Source organism: Mycobacterium attenuatum, from assembly GCF_900566085.1.
Lineage (GTDB): Bacteria > Actinomycetota > Actinomycetes > Mycobacteriales > Mycobacteriaceae > Mycobacterium > Mycobacterium attenuatum.
In genome coordinates this window covers 1-15,996 of the sequence record NZ_UPHT01000051.1, presented here as the reverse complement: position 1 = coordinate 15,996, position 15,996 = coordinate 1, and the positions used below count along the sequence as shown (strand labels likewise).

At 66.8% G+C, this 15,996-nt stretch carries 13 protein-coding genes and 1 pseudogene; 4 read left to right on the top strand and 10 right to left on the bottom strand.

Annotated features, from left to right (window positions below; all coding sequences use genetic code 11):
• A partial coding sequence (locus EET13_RS30875; RefSeq protein WP_211189045.1) for a hypothetical protein occupies nt 1-319 on the bottom strand: 319 nt, incomplete at its 3' end.
• Between the two features lie 179 nt (nt 320-498).
• On the opposite strand from EET13_RS30875, the gene EET13_RS30270 reads away from it, so the two are divergent.
• On the top strand, nt 499-666 hold the full coding sequence (locus EET13_RS30270) for a hypothetical protein (protein ID WP_168990725.1): 168 nt from the start codon (nt 499-501) through the stop codon (nt 664-666).
• Nucleotides 667-763: 97 nt separating this feature from the next.
• Here EET13_RS30270 and EET13_RS09070 read toward each other — a convergent pair whose 3' ends face one another.
• Nucleotides 764-1,636: a GerMN domain-containing protein gene (locus EET13_RS09070; RefSeq protein WP_122441975.1), complete on the bottom strand. Its 873-nt coding sequence runs from the start codon at nt 1,634-1,636 to the stop codon at nt 764-766.
• Between the two features lie 718 nt (nt 1,637-2,354).
• Here EET13_RS09070 and EET13_RS09060 point away from each other — a divergent pair.
• Nucleotides 2,355-4,076, top strand: a complete 1,722-nt coding sequence (locus EET13_RS09060; protein ID WP_122441976.1) for a DEAD/DEAH box helicase — start codon at nt 2,355-2,357, stop codon at nt 4,074-4,076.
• Nucleotides 4,077-4,413: 337 nt separating this feature from the next.
• Nucleotides 4,414-5,136, top strand: coding sequence for a hypothetical protein (locus tag EET13_RS09055; protein WP_122441973.1), 723 nt, complete (start codon nt 4,414-4,416; stop codon nt 5,134-5,136).
• Nucleotides 5,137-5,320: 184 nt separating this feature from the next.
• Here the strand turns inward: EET13_RS09055 and EET13_RS09050 are convergent, their stop codons facing one another.
• From EET13_RS09050 to EET13_RS09015, 8 genes and pseudogenes are all read right to left on the bottom strand, one after another.
• Nucleotides 5,321-7,768: a [protein-PII] uridylyltransferase gene (locus tag EET13_RS09050; protein ID WP_122441972.1), complete on the bottom strand. Its 2,448-nt coding sequence runs from the start codon at nt 7,766-7,768 to the stop codon at nt 5,321-5,323.
• A 51-nt stretch (nt 7,769-7,819) separates the two neighbouring features.
• Entirely contained in the window at nt 7,820-8,158 is a 339-nt protein-coding gene (gene glnB / locus EET13_RS09045) for a nitrogen regulatory protein P-II (protein WP_036416082.1), read from the bottom strand.
• Nucleotides 8,155-9,588 carry an ammonium transporter gene (locus EET13_RS09040; RefSeq protein ID WP_122441971.1) on the bottom strand — a complete coding sequence of 478 codons (1,434 nt, stop codon included), beginning with the start codon at nt 9,586-9,588 and terminating at the stop codon, nt 8,155-8,157. The genes glnB and EET13_RS09040 overlap by 4 nt, the downstream gene beginning before the upstream one ends.
• Nucleotides 9,589-9,730: 142 nt before the next feature.
• Entirely contained in the window at nt 9,731-11,101 is a 1,371-nt protein-coding gene (gene ftsY, locus EET13_RS09035; RefSeq protein ID WP_122441970.1) for a signal recognition particle-docking protein FtsY, read from the bottom strand.
• 81 nt (nt 11,102-11,182) lie between these two features.
• The gene (gene smc / locus EET13_RS09030; protein ID WP_122441969.1) at nt 11,183-14,800 is read right to left on the bottom strand and encodes a chromosome segregation protein SMC; all 3,618 of its coding nucleotides are present in this window, start codon (nt 14,798-14,800) and stop codon (nt 11,183-11,185) included.
• Between the two features lie 11 nt (nt 14,801-14,811).
• On the bottom strand, nt 14,812-15,093 hold the full coding sequence (locus EET13_RS09025; RefSeq protein ID WP_122441968.1) for an acylphosphatase: 282 nt from the start codon (nt 15,091-15,093) through the stop codon (nt 14,812-14,814).
• Complete coding sequence (locus EET13_RS09020) at nt 15,080-15,493, bottom strand: OsmC family protein (RefSeq protein WP_122441967.1); 414 nt, start codon at nt 15,491-15,493, stop codon at nt 15,080-15,082. Before EET13_RS09020 ends, EET13_RS09025 begins: the two co-directional genes overlap by 14 nt.
• A gap of 121 nt (nt 15,494-15,614) precedes the next feature.
• Nucleotides 15,615-15,890 (bottom strand): annotated as a pseudogene (locus EET13_RS09015) (zinc finger domain-containing protein); the annotation flags it as partial.
• Nucleotides 15,891-15,905: 15 nt separating this feature from the next.
• Here EET13_RS09015 and EET13_RS31305 point away from each other — a divergent pair.
• On the top strand, nt 15,906-15,980 hold the full coding sequence (locus tag EET13_RS31305; RefSeq protein ID WP_244603834.1) for a zinc finger domain-containing protein: 75 nt from the start codon (nt 15,906-15,908) through the stop codon (nt 15,978-15,980).
• Nucleotides 15,981-15,996: the final 16 nt, after the last annotated feature.

The window sequence follows — 15,996 nt, the reverse complement described above, 5'->3', positions numbered from 1 at the left end:
CCCCCGCCGTCACACCCCCACCACGCAACACCTCATCAATCCACACCGCATCCGCTAACCACCCCGGCACCGGCGCCGAACCAACCCGCCGCGCACCACCAAAGCGCTCCAACACCAACCCAAAATCCCACCCATCGCGACCCAACCGCCGGCCAAACTGCCGCCAATCACCGCTGGTACACGACCGACACCACGCCGCCAACCGCCGCCCCGCCCGATCAGCATCAGACTTCAATCCCACCACCGACTCATAATCCGCCGACAACAACTCATCGACACTTGCCGCACCCACCAACACCCGCTCAAAAAACGCGTCCATACCATCCCTTTCGCCGCGACCCGGCGTAAACCCCACCCCACCACCATAATTGGCCACAACGCCCACCAAAACACCCCAACGACCATCAGCCCCGACGTTAAGGACCAAAGTCCCTACAACCCCACACCCCCACGACCGACAGTAAAAGTCGACAAACCCAACCGGAAAGGACAACCCCCATGAACCACACCACCACCATCGAATTCCCCCAACTCGACGATGACATCTTCGCCTTCAACTTCTCCGACGAAGCCATCGAAGCAGCCGCCGGCATCAGCAACGGCATCGAAGACACCACCCAATGCACCTGGTCCGTCACCACCCTGTGCAACCCCTGTAAAGAATAAAACCCAAACAACACACACAGTCAGGCGAAATGAGATCGCCTGACCGTGGAAGTTCTTGGCGCCCTTGATAATCGAGCTTGCATGGTGATCCGCAAGCTCACAAGTTCACCGGGACTTCGTAGATGTTGCGGTGGGATCCGTCTTTCATGCTTACTTCCCAGACGATGACGCGGCCCAGGCCATGCTGTTGTGCCGGAATGTTCGCCGGATAGTTCGAAGTGAAGGCAAAGGGTCCCCAGTTTCCCCACTCCAGGCCCGTCACGGTGGTGAAGCCATGGTCGAGCGCGGCGCCGTCAGGAGCATTGACCGAGTAGGTGACCGTTCCCTCGAAGACGTTGGCGATTCCGGAGACCTGCAATGGCGACGTCACGGTCTGCCCGGGCGTCGGAGACTCGACGAGGATCTTGGGTAGCACGGCTTCTAGGTCGGCGCGTTGCAGGTGCGCCGCGCCCTGCAGCGGTTGCCCGGCGAGGGTGATGGTCACGTCGCGGACGCCGCCGAACTGGGTGAGCGTGCAGACGACCTCGGCGACACGCAGCTGCATCGGGAGGGCCGGCAACGCGGCGCCGTCCGACTGGAAGTGGTTGGAGAGGTCTACGGTCGCGGTGCCGTCCGCGACGTTGAGGCCGAGCAGCTTCGTGGCGGGCGGAATCTGGCTCGACAGTCCAATCCCACGCTCGAAGTCGTCGGGCCCCGCCAGCAGCGCCCGCACGGCTTGCTCCGCTGCGCGTGATTCGGGCGGCGACGAGGGGGGCGCTGTGGGCGAATCGAGCACGTTGCGGCCGGCGGTGGCGACCTTGTCAGCCCGAACGAAGTAGACCCGCATCGCGACACCGGGGCCGGCGCCAGGCATGGTCGGCGATGCGCCGGCCTTCGACGACGCGGGCGGGGCCGACGGCCGGTGCGTGGCGCATCCCGCTGCCGCGTACAACACGCCGATTGCCCACATCAAGCACAGCGCCCGCCTCATGGGCTGAGAGTGCCACCAGACGAGGTGGCGCACCAGGGACAAACGGCCTCTCCTGGGAGCCGGTCGGATGCGTTGCGGACCGTCCCTGGGCCGGCACGAATCGGCACCTCCGGCGCTGTGGTAACCGTGGCACAGGCCGCCGTCATCGGTTGGTTTTCCACCAGTCGTACGGCCGGCGAGGTCGGCTCCGCTGGCCAGCGCCAGGAGCAGCTCGTGGTCTTTCGTCCACTCGATTGCGCCATCCGCGCCGCTTTCGACGCGGCCGCACAAGATCGAACCGCCCGGTGCGCCGCCCGACGCCCAGCGCCCGGGCAAGGGTTGCCCATCCGCAGTTGGTCAGCGGAATCCGCGCTGACCGTCGGCTCCGCGCCGAGGGCAACGGCCAGCGTGACCGTCGCGACGGACCATGCACGCCTCACGGAAGTCGACTATCACCGGTTGGTCGTATTCGCACCAGGGCCTTCCGACCTCGATCACGGCGGCACCCATGTCGCGACTGCGCCGAAAAGCGTTGCCATGCTAGATTTCACACTCGCTGCCCAGCCACATGACCGGACCCGGAACATCAAGGCTTTCATCGCACCCGCCGGTGTACCGACCACGGCTCCTCGCGTCTCGTGCCGCAACGGGCCACCACGGCGGGTCGGCTGCAGCGAGCCAATTTGACGGCGTGAACGTGAACCGCCACGCGCGGGTGAGCACCTGGGGGGGCTGGTCGATGCGGCAGGTCAGTCACGCCGAGGGCGAAGACACTCGGCCGTTGCGGGGCTGGCAGCGCCGGGCGATAGTCAAGTACCTGACCGCCGAGCCGCGGGATTTTCTGGCCGTGGCCACCCCGGGGTCCGGTAAAACAACGTTTGCCCTGCGGATCGCGGCCGACCTGCTCAGCCATCGCGCGGTCGAGCAGCTCACCGTGGTGGTGCCCACCGAGCACCTCAAAATCCAGTGGGCACGGGCCGCGGCACGGCACGGGCTGGCCTTGGACCCCAAGTTTACCAACTCCAACCCCCAGACCTCACCGGAGTACCACGGCGTGGTCGTCACCTACGCCCAGGTTGCTGCACACCCGACGCTGCACCGGGTTCGCACCGAGCAACGCAAGACCCTGGTCGTTTTCGACGAGATTCACCACGGCGGCGACGCCAAGACCTGGGGCGACGCCATCCGGGAAGCCTTCGGAGACGCCACCCGCCGTCTCGGCCTTACAGGCACACCGTTTCGCAGCGACGACAGCGCCATCCCGTTCGTCAGCTACGAGCCCGACGGCGACGGTGTGCTGCGCTCACAGGCCGACCACACCTACGGCTATGCCCAAGCCCTCGCCGACGGGGTAGTCCGGCCGGTGGTGTTTCTTGCCTACTCCGGGCAGGCGCGCTGGCGCGACAGCGCCGGCGAAGAACATGAGGCGCGCTTGGGCGAGCCGCTGTCGGCCGAGCAGACCGCGCGAGCCTGGCGCACGGCGCTGGACCCTGCCGGCGAGTGGATGCCGGCGGTCATCACGGCCGCCGATCGGCGGCTGTGCCAGCTGCGCGCCCAGGTCCCCGACGCCGGCGGCATGATCATCGCCTCGGACCGGACGGCAGCCCGTGCCTATGCCGGATTGCTGACCAAGCTAACTTCCGAGGCGCCCACCGTCGTCCTCTCCGATGATCCCGGATCCTCTTCCCGCATCGCGGAATTCGCCGCAGGCACCAACAGGTGGCTGGTCGCCGTACGGATGGTTTCCGAAGGCGTCGACGTGCCGCGCTTGTCGGTGGGGATCTATGCCACCAGTGCGTCGACACCGCTGTTTTTCGCGCAGGCCATCGGCCGGTTTGTGCGGTCCCGACGGCCCGGTGAGACCGCCAGCATATTCTTGCCGTCGGTCCCCAACCTCCTGCAGCTGGCCAGCGAGCTGGAGGCACAACGCGACCACGTGCTGGGCAAGCCGCACCGCGAATCCGGCGACGATCCGCTGACCGGTGACCCCGCCACCAGAACGCAAACCGAGCCCGGCGAAACGGGTTTCACCTCCCTTGGTGCCGACGCCGAGTTGGATCAGGTCATCTTCGACGGATCGTCGTTCGGTACCGCCACTCCAGCCGGAAGCGACGAGGAGGCCGACTACCTCGGCATCCCCGGGCTGCTCGACCCCGAGCAGATGCGCGCCCTGCTGCACCGCCGCCAGGACGAGCAGCTGCAAAGGCGGGCTCAGCTGCAAAAAGCCGCCCAGCCGGGCGCGGCAATGCAACCGGCTACCACCCACGGACAACTCCGGGAGCTACGCCGCGAGCTCAACAGCCTGGTGGCGATCGCTCATCACCGCACCGGCAGGCCACATGGCTGGATCCATAACGAACTGCGCCGCCGCTGCGGCGGCCCGCCGATTGCCGCGGCCACGCGCGAGCAGCTCAAGGCGCGCATCGAAGCCTTGCGCCAGCTCAACTCCGAGCAATCGTGAAGACCACGCGAATCAATTATTGTAATCCGGCCCCGAAATCGCTCCTGCCCGCAACCGGCCGCTCCGGTCGTAACCGTTCATGGCCAGCAAAGGAGGGCGACTTACGGTCGATCACCGCGGCGCAGATCAGGGTCTCCGCTACGCGAAGCAACCGCCTCTAGCAGCGTAGATACGCGGTAGTGGACCACCCTCAACTATGGCTGCGGTACTGGTCTACGATATGCAAGCGAGTTTGAGCTGGGCATCCGCCTTGCGATGTCGATGTTTCTGCTGTTGACATCCTATTAGGCCGCGTATCCGACTGAATTTTCGTCTGAGAAAAGAAAGGGCTTGCGCCATGCCTCCATTGTCCCAAGGTCCCCTACGAACAAATGCAGTCAGCGCCGCCGAAGCCGACTTGGCGCGAGTCACCAAGGCGCCACGCGGAAAGCACGGCGCGGCGATTGCGCTGGGGGCGTTGGCATTGGCGAGTGGCGTCACGGCCGGCATCGACGCCGCCGGTAGCCCCACCCACATCAACGCCGGCAGGCTCGCCATCACCTTGACTGCTCACGGCGGATTCAAATTGGACACCTGCACGAACAATTACTCCGACTACACCGGAGGTAGCGGCTCGGGCTCCGATAACAGCGATAATGGGTCCGGCACCAGTAATTATCAGACCAGTTCGATTACCGAATCAACGTTCAATGATAATCCGCTTTCCGAAATGGTTGGCGTGGACACGGTTCCTATTCTCGGATTCAACGCGGATTATCTCAATAGCTTCTTCAGCGGCACGGATACGCCCGCGAACACCAATCAAGAATACTACTTGAATAATGACGGGTTGGCCCAAGTTGAGATGAATGGTGAGATATTCAACGTCAAAGTAGAGTCGAACGGCGCGGTAACTCTGATAGACAGCGAAAATGTCAACAATATGAACACCCCGCCACAGAATAATCAAGAATACATCATTAAAAATGATGGGTTGGCCCAAGTTGAAATGAATGGTGAAGTATTCAACGTAAGGGTAGCGCCGAATGGCGAGGTAACTCTAATCGACGAGGACAACTGAAGTCAGATTCTTTCGGTGATGAGGCGGGGCTTCCCGGTGCTGAGTCAGGTGATCTGCGTTCGCCGGTGGTGGCAAAACAGCAGCGGGAAGCCTTCCCAGTACGGGCCGTGGTGGCGATCGTCCTGCCGGGCCGCATTGGCGGGCGGCTAACGCCAAGCCCGGGTGGCGTACGGGCCCGTGCAGGCTAGTCGCCGACGGGCTCGTCGACCAGGACGTCGGCGGGGGTACCCAGCACCGCCGACAACTGCTGCTCGACGGCGGCGCGAACGTCGAACTCCCCCGGAACCGTCACACAGAAAACGTCGGCCGCTGTCGACCCGAACGTATTGACCTTGGCCCACAGGATATCTGCGCCCGCGCGCTCGAGCGCGTGCGCCAGCAGCGCGAGCAATCCCGGTCTGTCCATGGCACGGACCTCGAGGATGAGCTGACCGGGGCTGGCAGATTCCAGCCACATGACGCGCGGCGGGGCCGTCGAACGTGTGACGGGCACTCCGGCCACCACTTCGCCGGCCCGTTGAGATGCGAAGCTGGTTGCCTCGCTGTCGCGCTTTTCCAGCATGGCCAGCACGTCGATATCACCGCCGAGGGCGCCGACAAACTGCTGGCGCAGCAAGTCGGCCGCTGCGGGGGAACCGAATAGCGGGGACACCACGAATTCGGTGACCGTAACGCCGTCGTGGCTGTTGACCGCCGCGGAATGAACGCCCAGCGAATTCAACGCCAGCACGGCGGCGGCTTTGGAGACCAACCCCGGCTTGTCCGGGGCGACCATCACCACCTGGTACATCCGCGCGCTGTCTCCAGGCCCGATCTCCACGTGGACGCCGTGGTCGGCGGCCAGTGAAAGATAATGTGGCGCAAGCGGTTTCGCCTGCGGCAGCGCCTCACCGGCCATCACCATCCGGCAGCGTGACACCAGCTTTTCGACCAGCGACGCCTTCCAGTCGCTCCATACTCCCGGGCCGGTGGCCTTCGAGTCCGCCTCCGTCAGCGCGTGCAGCACCTCCAGCAGTTGCGGGTCTCCGCCCAGGGCTTCCGTTACTGCCTCGATGGTTTTCGGGTCGTTCAAGTCGCTTCGGGTGGCTACCACGGGTAGCAGCAAGTGGTGACGCACCAGCTTGGACAGCACGTCGATGTCCCCGGGCGGCAGACCCAGCCGTTCACCGATCTGCATAACCATTTCGGAGCCGAGCACGCTGTGATCGGCACCCCTGCCCTTGCCGATGTCGTGCAGCAGCGCACCAAGGGCCAGCAGATCGGGTCGCGCCACTCGGGTAGACAGCGGCGCGGCATGGATGGCGGTCTCGATCACATGACGGTCCACGGTCCATTTGTGGGCGACATCGCGGGGCGGGAGATCGCGGATGCTGCCCCATTCGGGCAACAACCGGCCCCACAAACCGGTGCGGTCGAGCGCTTCGATCGTCCCGACCGCGGTGGGGCCGGCCAGCAGTACGACCAGCAGGTCGTCCAATATCTCCCGCGGCCAGGGAGCCGGCAGCTCCGGGGTGCATTGGGCCAGTCGGCTCAAGGTGGCGGCGCCGATGGGCAGTCCGGTGTCGGCCGCGGCGGCGGCCACCCGCATTACCAGTCCCGGGTCGCTTTCCGGCTGGGCATCACGGGCAAGCACGATCTCGCTGGCGTACTCGACGACGCCCTCGTCCAGCGGTCGTCGTTTCGGCCGATTCCGCAGGGCCGAGATGCCGCGGCGCGGCAAGGCGTTGGCGGCCGTGCGCAGCCCTGTTTCGCAGTGGTAGGCGATGGTGCGACCCGCTCCGGACAGCATGCGCGCCAAGTCGAATCGGTCGCCGAAATGCAGGGCCGCGCTGATGTCGTCGGCATGCTGGGCCAGCAGCAGATCGTGTCCGCGCCCTGATACCCGGTGCAATTCGGTGCGCACGTCGAGCAGTGTTCGGTAGGCCGCGTCTAGCGACCCGACCGGCAGGCCCGGAGCAGCCATGCCGTGACGGTCGATGAGCTGGGCGATCGCCAGCGCGTTGAGCAACTGCACGTCGCGCAGGCCACCGCGGCCCGATTTCAGGTCCGGCTCGGCGCGGTGGGCGATGCGGCCGTAGCGCAACCACCGGTCATGTGTGATTTCGACGAGTTCGTCCATGCGCGAACGTATTCCGCTGCGCCATTGCCGCCGCACGCCTTCGATCAACCCGTCCGAAAGTCGCTTGTCGCCGGCAATGTGTCGGGCTTCCAGCATGCCCAGGGCGGCCACCAGGTCGGAACTGGCCACGCCCAGCGCATCGGCGACCGTTCGCACGCTGTGGTCGAGCCGAATATTGGCGTCCCACAATGGGTACCACAGCTTGTCGGCAACCTCCCCCAGGACCTCGGCGGGTTTGCCGTCGTGCACCAGCAGCAGGTCCAGGTCGGAATGCGGCAGCAGCTCGCGTCTGCCGAGCCCGCCGACGCCGACAATCGCGAAACCACTGTCGTCGATGATCCCGATTTCCGCGGCCTTGGCGGTCAACCAAGACTCGTGCAGGTCCAGCCACGCCTGTCGCAGCTCCGCGGGATCCGGGGCGCGCTGGTCGTCGGAGAGCAACCGGCGCCGAGTAGCCACCAAATCACTTGCCGGACAGGCCATTCCGGCCTGGTCGCGCTGGTCGGGGGTCATACCGGCTCGGGCCGGCGCGCCCCAGATCGGTTCAGCAATGCGAGGCGACTCTCACAGCGCGTCCGATCCGCGTTCACCAGTGCGTACCCGCACGATGGTGTCCACGGGGCTGACCCACACCTTGCCGTCGCCGATCTTGCCGGTGCGCGCCGCTCGGACGATGCTGTCGACGACCTTGTCGACAATAGAATCGTCCACGACGACTTCTACCCGGACCTTGGGCACGAAATCGACCGAGTATTCAGCACCCCGGTAGACCTCGGTGTGGCCCTTCTGGCGGCCGTAACCCTGGATTTCGCTGACGGTCATCCCCAGGACTCCGGCGTCCTCGAGGCTGGCCTTGACGTCGTCGAGGGTGAACGGCTTGACGATCGCGGTGATCAGCTTCATTTCGGCTCCGCCTCCACTTTCTCGCCCACTCGCTCCTCCATGCCGTTACGCGAACCCGACGCTACGTCGAAACGGGGAAGAACCGAACCGCTGGTGACCGCGAAATCATAGCCGCTCTCGGCGTGCTCAGCCTCATCAATGCCCGCGTATTCTTCCTCCGCGCCCAGCCGTAGCCCGATGGTGTACTTCAGGATAAGGGCCAAAATGAGCGTGACGACGCCAGAGTAGACCAGAACGCTGAACGCGCCGACTGCCTGCCGCTCCAGCTGCGCGAACCCGCCGCCGTAGAACAACCCCTTCGATACCCCGGCCACGCCGTTGATGGCCACGCTCTCCGGTGCGGCCAGCAGGCCGACCAGCAACGTGCCGGCCAGACCGCCGACCAGGTGCACCCCGACCACATCCAGCGAGTCGTCGAAACCGAACCTGAATTTCAGCCCGACCGCCAGGGCGCACAGCACACCCGCGACCATGCCGATCACCAATGCGCCCACGACGTTGACCGAGGAACAGGACGGGGTGATGGCGACCAGCCCGGCGACGATGCCCGAGGCCGCACCCAGCGTCGTGGCCTTGCCGTCGCGGATGCGCTCGGTGAGCAGCCAGCCCAGCATGGCCGCGGCGGTCGCGACGGTGGTCGTGATGAACGTCGACCCTGCGGCCCCGTTGGAATTGGTTGCCGAACCGGCGTTGAATCCGTACCAGCCGAACCACAGCAAGCCGGCCCCCAGCATCACGAACGGCAGGTTGTGCGGCCGGAACAGCGTCGTAGGCCAGCCCTTGCGCTTGCCCAGCACCAGCGCCAGCACCAGGCCGGCCACACCGGCGTTGATGTGCACCGCGGTGCCGCCGGCGAAGTCGATCGCGTGCAGCTTGTTGGCGATCCAACCACCGTGCGCGGCGGCGAACTTGTCGAACGCAAAGACCCAGTGCGCCACCGGGAAGTAGACGAATGTCGCCCAGAGCCCCGCGAACAGCAACCAGGCGCCGAACTTGAGCCGGTCGGCCACCGCGCCGGAAATCAGCGCAACCGTGATAATCGCGAACATCAGCTGGAACGCCACGAACACGGTCGCCGGCAGGGTGCCCGCCAGCGGGATGTTCACCGCCGCGGTTTGGGTGGCGGGGTCGGCGGCCACCGCGTTGCCACCGATCAGGCCTTTGAGCCCCCAGTATTCGGTCGGATTACCGGCGATATTGCCCACGTCGTCGCCGAAGGCCACCGAGTAGCCGTACAGCACCCACAGCACAGTTACCACGCCCATGGCGCTGACGCTCATCATGATCATGTTCAGCACGCTCTTGGCGCGCACCATGCCGCCGTAAAAGAAAGCCAGACCCGGCGTCATCAACAGCACGAGGGCGGAACTCGCCAGCATCCAGGCCGTATCGCCGGTGTTGGGCACGCCCATGATCGGGAATTGGTCCACTCGCTATCACCTCCAGTCAGCGTTGGGAAGGCCCCAGGACTATGACTGGCGACCTGATCCAGAACCATGCGCAGTAGTTGTTGCGCCGATGGTGCGGTGATGTTTCGTGAAAATTAACGTAAAACTTGCTGTGTGCGAGCTGCTAGCCGAGCAGGGCGTCAACGAAGGCGACCGGTTCGAACGGCGCCAGGTCATCGGGGCCTTCGCCAAGTCCCACCAGCTTGACCGGCACGCCAAGCTCCTGCTGGACACGGAAAACGATGCCGCCCTTGGCCGTTCCGTCAAGCTTGGTCAGCACCACGCCGGTGATGTCGACGACCTCGGCGAAAACCCGGGCCTGCGCCAGTCCGTTCTGCCCGATCGTGGCGTCGAGCACCAACAGCACCTCATCCACAGCAGCACGACGGGTCACCACGCGCTTGACCTTGCCCAGTTCGTCCATCAAGCCGACCTTGGTGTGTAGCCGGCCGGCGGTGTCGACGAGAACGACGTCGGCGCCGTGAGCGATGCCCTTGTCGACGGCGTCGAAGGCCACCGATGCCGGGTCGGCGCCTTCGGCCCCGCGCACCACCTCGGCGCCGACGCGGGCCGCCCAGGTCTGCAGTTGATCGGCCGCGGCCGCTCGGAAGGTGTCGGCAGCGCCCAGCACGACGCGTCGCCCGTCGGCCACCAGCACCCGCGCCAACTTACCGACAGTGGTGGTTTTGCCGGTGCCGTTGACACCGACAACCAGCAGCACCGAGGGATGGTCGGCATGCGGGAGAGCGCGGATGGAGCGGTCCATAGCCGGCTGCAGTTCTTTGACGAGGACGTCGCGGAGCACGGCCCGGGCGTCGGCCTCGGTGCGCACGTTGGCGCTGGCCAGCCGGCTGCGCAGCTGCGACATGACCGCCTGGGTGACCACCGGGCCCAGGTCGGCGACCAGCAGTGTGTCCTCGACGTCCTGCCACGAGTCCTCGTCCAGGTCGCCGCCGCCGAGCAAACCCAGCATGCTGCGGCCGAAGGCGTTCTGGGACTTGGCGAGCCGCCCGCGCAGCCGCTCCAACCGCCCTTCCGGCGGCTCGATGGGCTCGACTTCCGGCGCTACCGGTGGCGCAGGAAGCGCAGGAGGCGCGGTGGTGTCCAGGGTCTCCAGGGTCTCCGGGGTGTCCGGGATGTCCGGGATGTCCGGGATGTCCGGGATGTCCGGCGGGGGCTCGACTTCGGGCAGGTGTACGTCGGAGACGGTGCGCTTCGGCGCATCGCGCGGAAGGGTCGCGTCGTCGCCGACTGCGGGCAGTCCGGTGGTGTCGATCCGCTCGGCCGGTTCGACCGTCCCGGCGGGTGCGTCGGTCCGGCTGAAAGTAATGCCCGACGATGCGGTGTAGCCGCCCGAACGGTCGATTGCGCCCGGTTTGGGTTGGGCGGACAGGCGGATCTGCCGGCGGCGGTACCGCAGCAGGCCGACGACTAGCGCGGCAATGACGACCAGGGTGGCGACGACCGCAATGGCGATCCAAAGAGCTTCCGACACACTGACATCCTTCCAGGGGCTTAGCGGGGCGCCCGGGGCCCAGGCTATGGCGCTATGGGTCACCGTGGAGTCACCGTGGAGTCACCGTGACGAAGAATTACCGACCAGCTCATCCATCTGCTGACCCCGGATTCGCTGGGAGATCACCGCGGTGATGCCATCGCCTTGCATCGTCACGCCGTAGAGGGCATCCGCGACTTCCATCGTCGGCTTCTGGTGGGTGATGATGATCAACTGCGACCGGTCGCGCAGCTGTTCGAACAGACCGAGCAGCCGGCGCAGGTTGGTGTCGTCCAGCGCGGCCTCCACCTCGTCCATGATGTAGAACGGCGACGGGCGGGCCCGGAATATCGCCACCAGCATCGCCACCGCCGTCAACGCCTTCTCGCCGCCCGACAGCAACGACAGCCGGGTGACCTTCTTACCCGGCGGACGGGCTTCCACCTCGATGCCGGTGGTCAGCATGTCGTCGGGCGCAGTCAGCCGCAGCCGGCCTTCGCCGCCGGGGAACAGCGAGCCGAACACGGCCCGGAATTCGCGTTCCACGTCGACGAACGCGTCGCTGAACACCTGCAGGATGCGCGCGTCGACGTCGGCGACGACATCAAGCAGGTCCTTGCGGGCGGCTTTGACGTCCTCGAGTTGGGTGGACAGGAAGTTGTAGCGCTCCTCCAGCGCCGCGAACTCCTCGAGGGCCAGCGGATTGACCCTTCCGAGTTCGGCCAAGTCGCGCTCGGCGCGTTTGGCCCGGCGCTCCTGGGAAGCACGGTCGAACGGCATCGGGGCGGGCGCGACCACCTGCTCGCCGCGTTCGCGGGCCTGCTCGAACTCGGCCATCTCCAGCTCCGTGGGCGGCAGCGGAACCTCGGGGCCGTACTCAGCGATCAAGTCGGCCGGCGCCATCCCGAACTGCTCGAGCACCATCTGTTCGAGCTGCTCGATCCGCATCGCCGCCTGGGCGTCTGCCACCTCATCGCGATGCAGCGAATCGGTCAGCTTCGCCACGCGCGCGCTCAACGTGTTCGTCTCTTCGCGAACCGCCGCAACGGCGCTCAACCGCTGCCGGCGTTCGGCGGCGAGCTCGTCACGCAGTTGCGACGCCGCTTCGACCACCCGGCTCAGCCGCAACGCCAACAACCGTCCGGACCCGGCGACGGCCGCGGCAACCGCGGCCGAGCGCAGTCGCGCCTCCAGCGCTTGCTGCGCCCGTAGCCGCGCCTCGCGTTCGGCCACAGCCGCGCGGCGCAGCGAATCTGCTTTTCCCCGAACGGCATTGGCGCGTTCCTCGGCCGTCCGCACCACCAACCGCGCTTCCACCTCGAGGGCCCGGGCACTTTCGGTCGCAGCCGCGATCGCCTGCCTGGCCGCTGCCGTGCTGGGCTCGGCCGCCTGCACGTGCTGGCTCTGTTGGGCGTTGCGCAGCCGGTTCTCGAGTTCGACGACCTCCTCGAGCGTCTGCGCCCGTCCGGCCTCGAGTTCGTCGCGTTGCCGCAGCAGCCTGGTCCAATCTTCCTCGGCCGCCCGCGCGTCCTGACCGAGCCGGCCCAGCTGCTCGTAGGTGGCCGAAATGGTGGCATCGGACTCGTTGAGTGCGGCCAGCGCCTGGTCGGCCGAGTCCTGGCGAGCCGCTTGTTCGGTCAGTGCGCCCGACAGCGCCGCGCTCAGGTGAGCCACCTGCGCCTCGGCCGCGGCCAGTTCGGTGCGGGCCTTGTCGATCTCGGAGGTGATCTCCAGCGTGCTGGGCTTGCGGTCGGATCCGCCGCTGACCCAGCCGGCGCCCACCAGGTCACCGTCGGTGGTGACCGCCCGCAGTTGAGGACGAACCGCGACCAGATTCAGGGCTTCGGCCAGGCCGCTGACCACCGCGACGCCCGCGAGCATCGCGGTGATCGCCCCCCGCAATCGCGGCGGTGCGTCGATCAGGTCCAGTGCCCAGCGCGCGCCGTCGGGTAGCGCGGGAGCCGGGTGGTCGGCGGCCGGCCAGTCACTTAACACCAGCGCCGCCCGACCGCCGTCGGCTTGCTTGAGCGCGCTGACCGCGGCGCGCGCGGTGTCGAGGTCGTCGACGGCCAGCGCGTCGGCAGCCGCTCCCAGCACCGCGGCCAGTGCAGCCTCATAACCCGGGTGAATTTTGACGAGCTGGGCAATGGGTCCGAGAAGCCCCGCGCCACCGTGGTTACGGGCAAGCCACGCCGCGCCGTCCTTGCGGTCCAGTCCCACCGCGAGGGCGTCGATGCGGGCCCGCAGCGACGCCACCCGGCGTTCGGCGTCGCGTTCGGCGACCTGAAGTTCGGCTACCCGCTGGTCCGCCAGCCGCAGCGCGGCCACCGTTCGCTCGTGCTGCTCGTCAAGGCCGACCTCGCCCTGGTCCAATTCGCCCACGCGGCCCTGCACGGCTTCGAACTCCGCGTGAGCCTGCTGTGCCCGCGCGGCGGCCTCGTCGATCCGCTCGGAGAGCCGTGCGACGCTGTCGTCGATCGATTCCACGCGTGCCCGCATGGTTTCCACCTGCCCGGCCAGGCGCGCCAGCCCCTCGCGCCGATCGGCCTCCGCACGGACCGCCGCCAGATGGGCGCGGTCGGCCTCGGCGGCTTGACGCTCCCGCTCGGCGAGCTCGGCCCGCGCGGCATCCAACCGGGTACGCGCGGCAGCGAGCTCCGCCAGTAGCTGCTGCTCGGCGGCGGCCACCCGCTCGGCTTCGGCTTCCAGCGCCTCAGGTTTGCTGGGGTCGGTATCGCTGGCGGCCACCGGTTCATCGAGATGCTGCGCGCGTTCGCTGGCGATGCGTACCGTCGCGGCCACCCGTTCGGCCAAGGCGGACAGGCCGAACCAGGTGTGCTGAACCGCCTCGGCCCGTTGGGAGAGCTCGTCCAGCGCGGCCTCGTGCGCTGCCAGCTCCTCGGCGGCCACCGACAATCGCGCAGCGGCCTCGTCATGCTCCCGGCGCATCGCGGCCTCGGCTTCCACGATGGCTTCACGCTCGGCGCGCCGGCCTACGAGGTCGTCGGCGGCCAGCCGCAGCCGGGCATCGCGCAGGTCGGCCTGGATGGTCGCCGCACGCCGGGCCACCTCGGCCTGGCGACCCAACGGCTTGAGCTGGCGGCGCAGCTCGGTGGTCAGGTCGGTGAGCCGCGCCAGGTTGGCCGCCATCGCATCCAGTTTGCGCAGCGCCTTCTCTTTGCGCTTGCGATGTTTGAGCACGCCTGCGGCTTCTTCGATGAAGGCCCGGCGCTCCTCGGGCCGCGACTGCAGGATCGCGTCGAGCTTGCCCTGCCCGACGATCACATGCATCTCGCGGCCGATGCCGGAGTCGCTCAACAGCTCCTGCACATCCATCAAACGGCAACTGCTGCCGTTGATTTCGTATTCACTGGCGCCGTCGCGGAACATCCGACGGGTGACCGACACCTCCGTGTACTCGATCGGCAGGGCGTTGTCGGAGTTGTCGATGGTGACGGTGACTTCCGCCCGGCCCAGCGGGGCTCGCGACGACGTACCGGCGAAGATGACATCTTCCATCTTGCCGCCACGCAGGGTCTTGGCCCCCTGCTCCCCCATCACCCACGCCAGCGCGTCGACCACATTGGACTTGCCGGAACCGTTGGGCCCGACGACAGCGGTGATACCCGGCTCGAACCGTAGAGTCGTTGGCGCGGCGAAGGATTTGAAACCCTTCAGCGTCAGACTCTTGAGGTACACGAGCAGCCAGATTACCGCTCGCTGAACCCGGCGATCCGCTCCGACGCCTCCGACCAGTCGGCGACCACGTTATCGACCCGACCGGGGGTGGCGTCGCCTTGGAATAGCCGCAGCAACTCCTCGCCGGACTCTCGCGGCCCCTGGGCGATCACCAGCACGCGACCGTCGGCCTGGTTGGCCGCGTAGCCAGTCAGGCCCAGCTCCAGCGCCCGGCAGCGCGTCCACCAGCGGAAACCGACTCCCTGGACGCGGCCGTGGACCCAGGCGGTCAGCCGCACTTCAGCTGCCGACATCGGTCACCTCGACCTCGACGACGGTGCCCGACTTCAATGTGCGCCCCACGGTGCACACCAGGTCGATGGCCCGGTCGACGACCAACAACAGCCGCTCCTTCTCCTCCGTGGGCAACCCCGACAGGTCGAGCTCGAGCGTCTCCTCGAGCAGCGGATAGCGCTCCTGGTCACGGTCGGCCGCGCCCGCTACCTTGATCACCGCCTGGTAGTCGTCACCGAGGCGGCGGGCCAGCGGCTGGTCACTGGACATGCCGCTGCACGCGGCGAGCGCAATTTTCATCAGCTCACCCGGGGTGAATACCCCGTCGACGTCTTCGGAGCCCAGCAGAACCTGCGCTCCGCGCGAGCTGTATCCCGTGTAGCGGCGAGTGCCGGTGCGTTCGACCCACAGTTGCGTCATGTGCTTCTTTCTACCGGGTTTCACTCGCGTCCTGTTCACGCCGAGTTCGACGGCAGCACGGAAAAGTTCGACAGCGCACCGCGCCGACGTTGATCTCGATGATCTCGATGATCTCGATGATCTAACGCCGCGGCCGCGGCTGGCATCGCGGGCAGTAGAACGACGAGCGGTTCATGAACTTCTCCCGGCATATCACCGCGCCGCAGCGCCGGCAGTTCTGGCCGTCGCGCCCATAGGCGTCCAGCGATCGGTCGAAATAGCCGGACTCGCCGTTGACATTGACATACAGCGAGTCGAACGACGTCCCGCCCTTGGCCAGCGCTTCGCGCATCACCTCGGCGGCGGCATCAAGGACGGCGCCCAGTTGCCGGCGGGTCAGCGTGGCGGCCAGAACTGCCGGCGCTGCGGCGCGGTGATATGCCGGGAGAAGTTCATGAACCGCTCGTCGTTCTACTGCCCGCGATGCCAGCCGCGGCCGCGGCGTTAGATCATCGAGATCATCG

Coding starts and splice junctions, on each gene's coding strand:
- EET13_RS30270 (WP_168990725.1), top strand. CDS start 499: ATGAACCACACCACCACCATCGAATTCCCCCAACTCGACGATGACATC.
- EET13_RS09055 (WP_122441973.1), top strand. CDS start 4,414: ATGCCTCCATTGTCCCAAGGTCCCCTACGAACAAATGCAGTCAGCGCC.
- EET13_RS09020 (WP_122441967.1), bottom strand. CDS start 15,493: ATGACGCAACTGTGGGTCGAACGCACCGGCACTCGCCGCTACACGGGA.
- EET13_RS09060 (WP_122441976.1), top strand. CDS start 2,355: ATGCGGCAGGTCAGTCACGCCGAGGGCGAAGACACTCGGCCGTTGCGG.
- EET13_RS09070 (WP_122441975.1), bottom strand. CDS start 1,636: ATGAGGCGGGCGCTGTGCTTGATGTGGGCAATCGGCGTGTTGTACGCG.
- EET13_RS09025 (WP_122441968.1), bottom strand. CDS start 15,093: ATGTCGGCAGCTGAAGTGCGGCTGACCGCCTGGGTCCACGGCCGCGTC.
- glnB (WP_036416082.1), bottom strand. CDS start 8,158: ATGAAGCTGATCACCGCGATCGTCAAGCCGTTCACCCTCGACGACGTC.
- EET13_RS09050 (WP_122441972.1), bottom strand. CDS start 7,768: ATGACCCCCGACCAGCGCGACCAGGCCGGAATGGCCTGTCCGGCAAGT.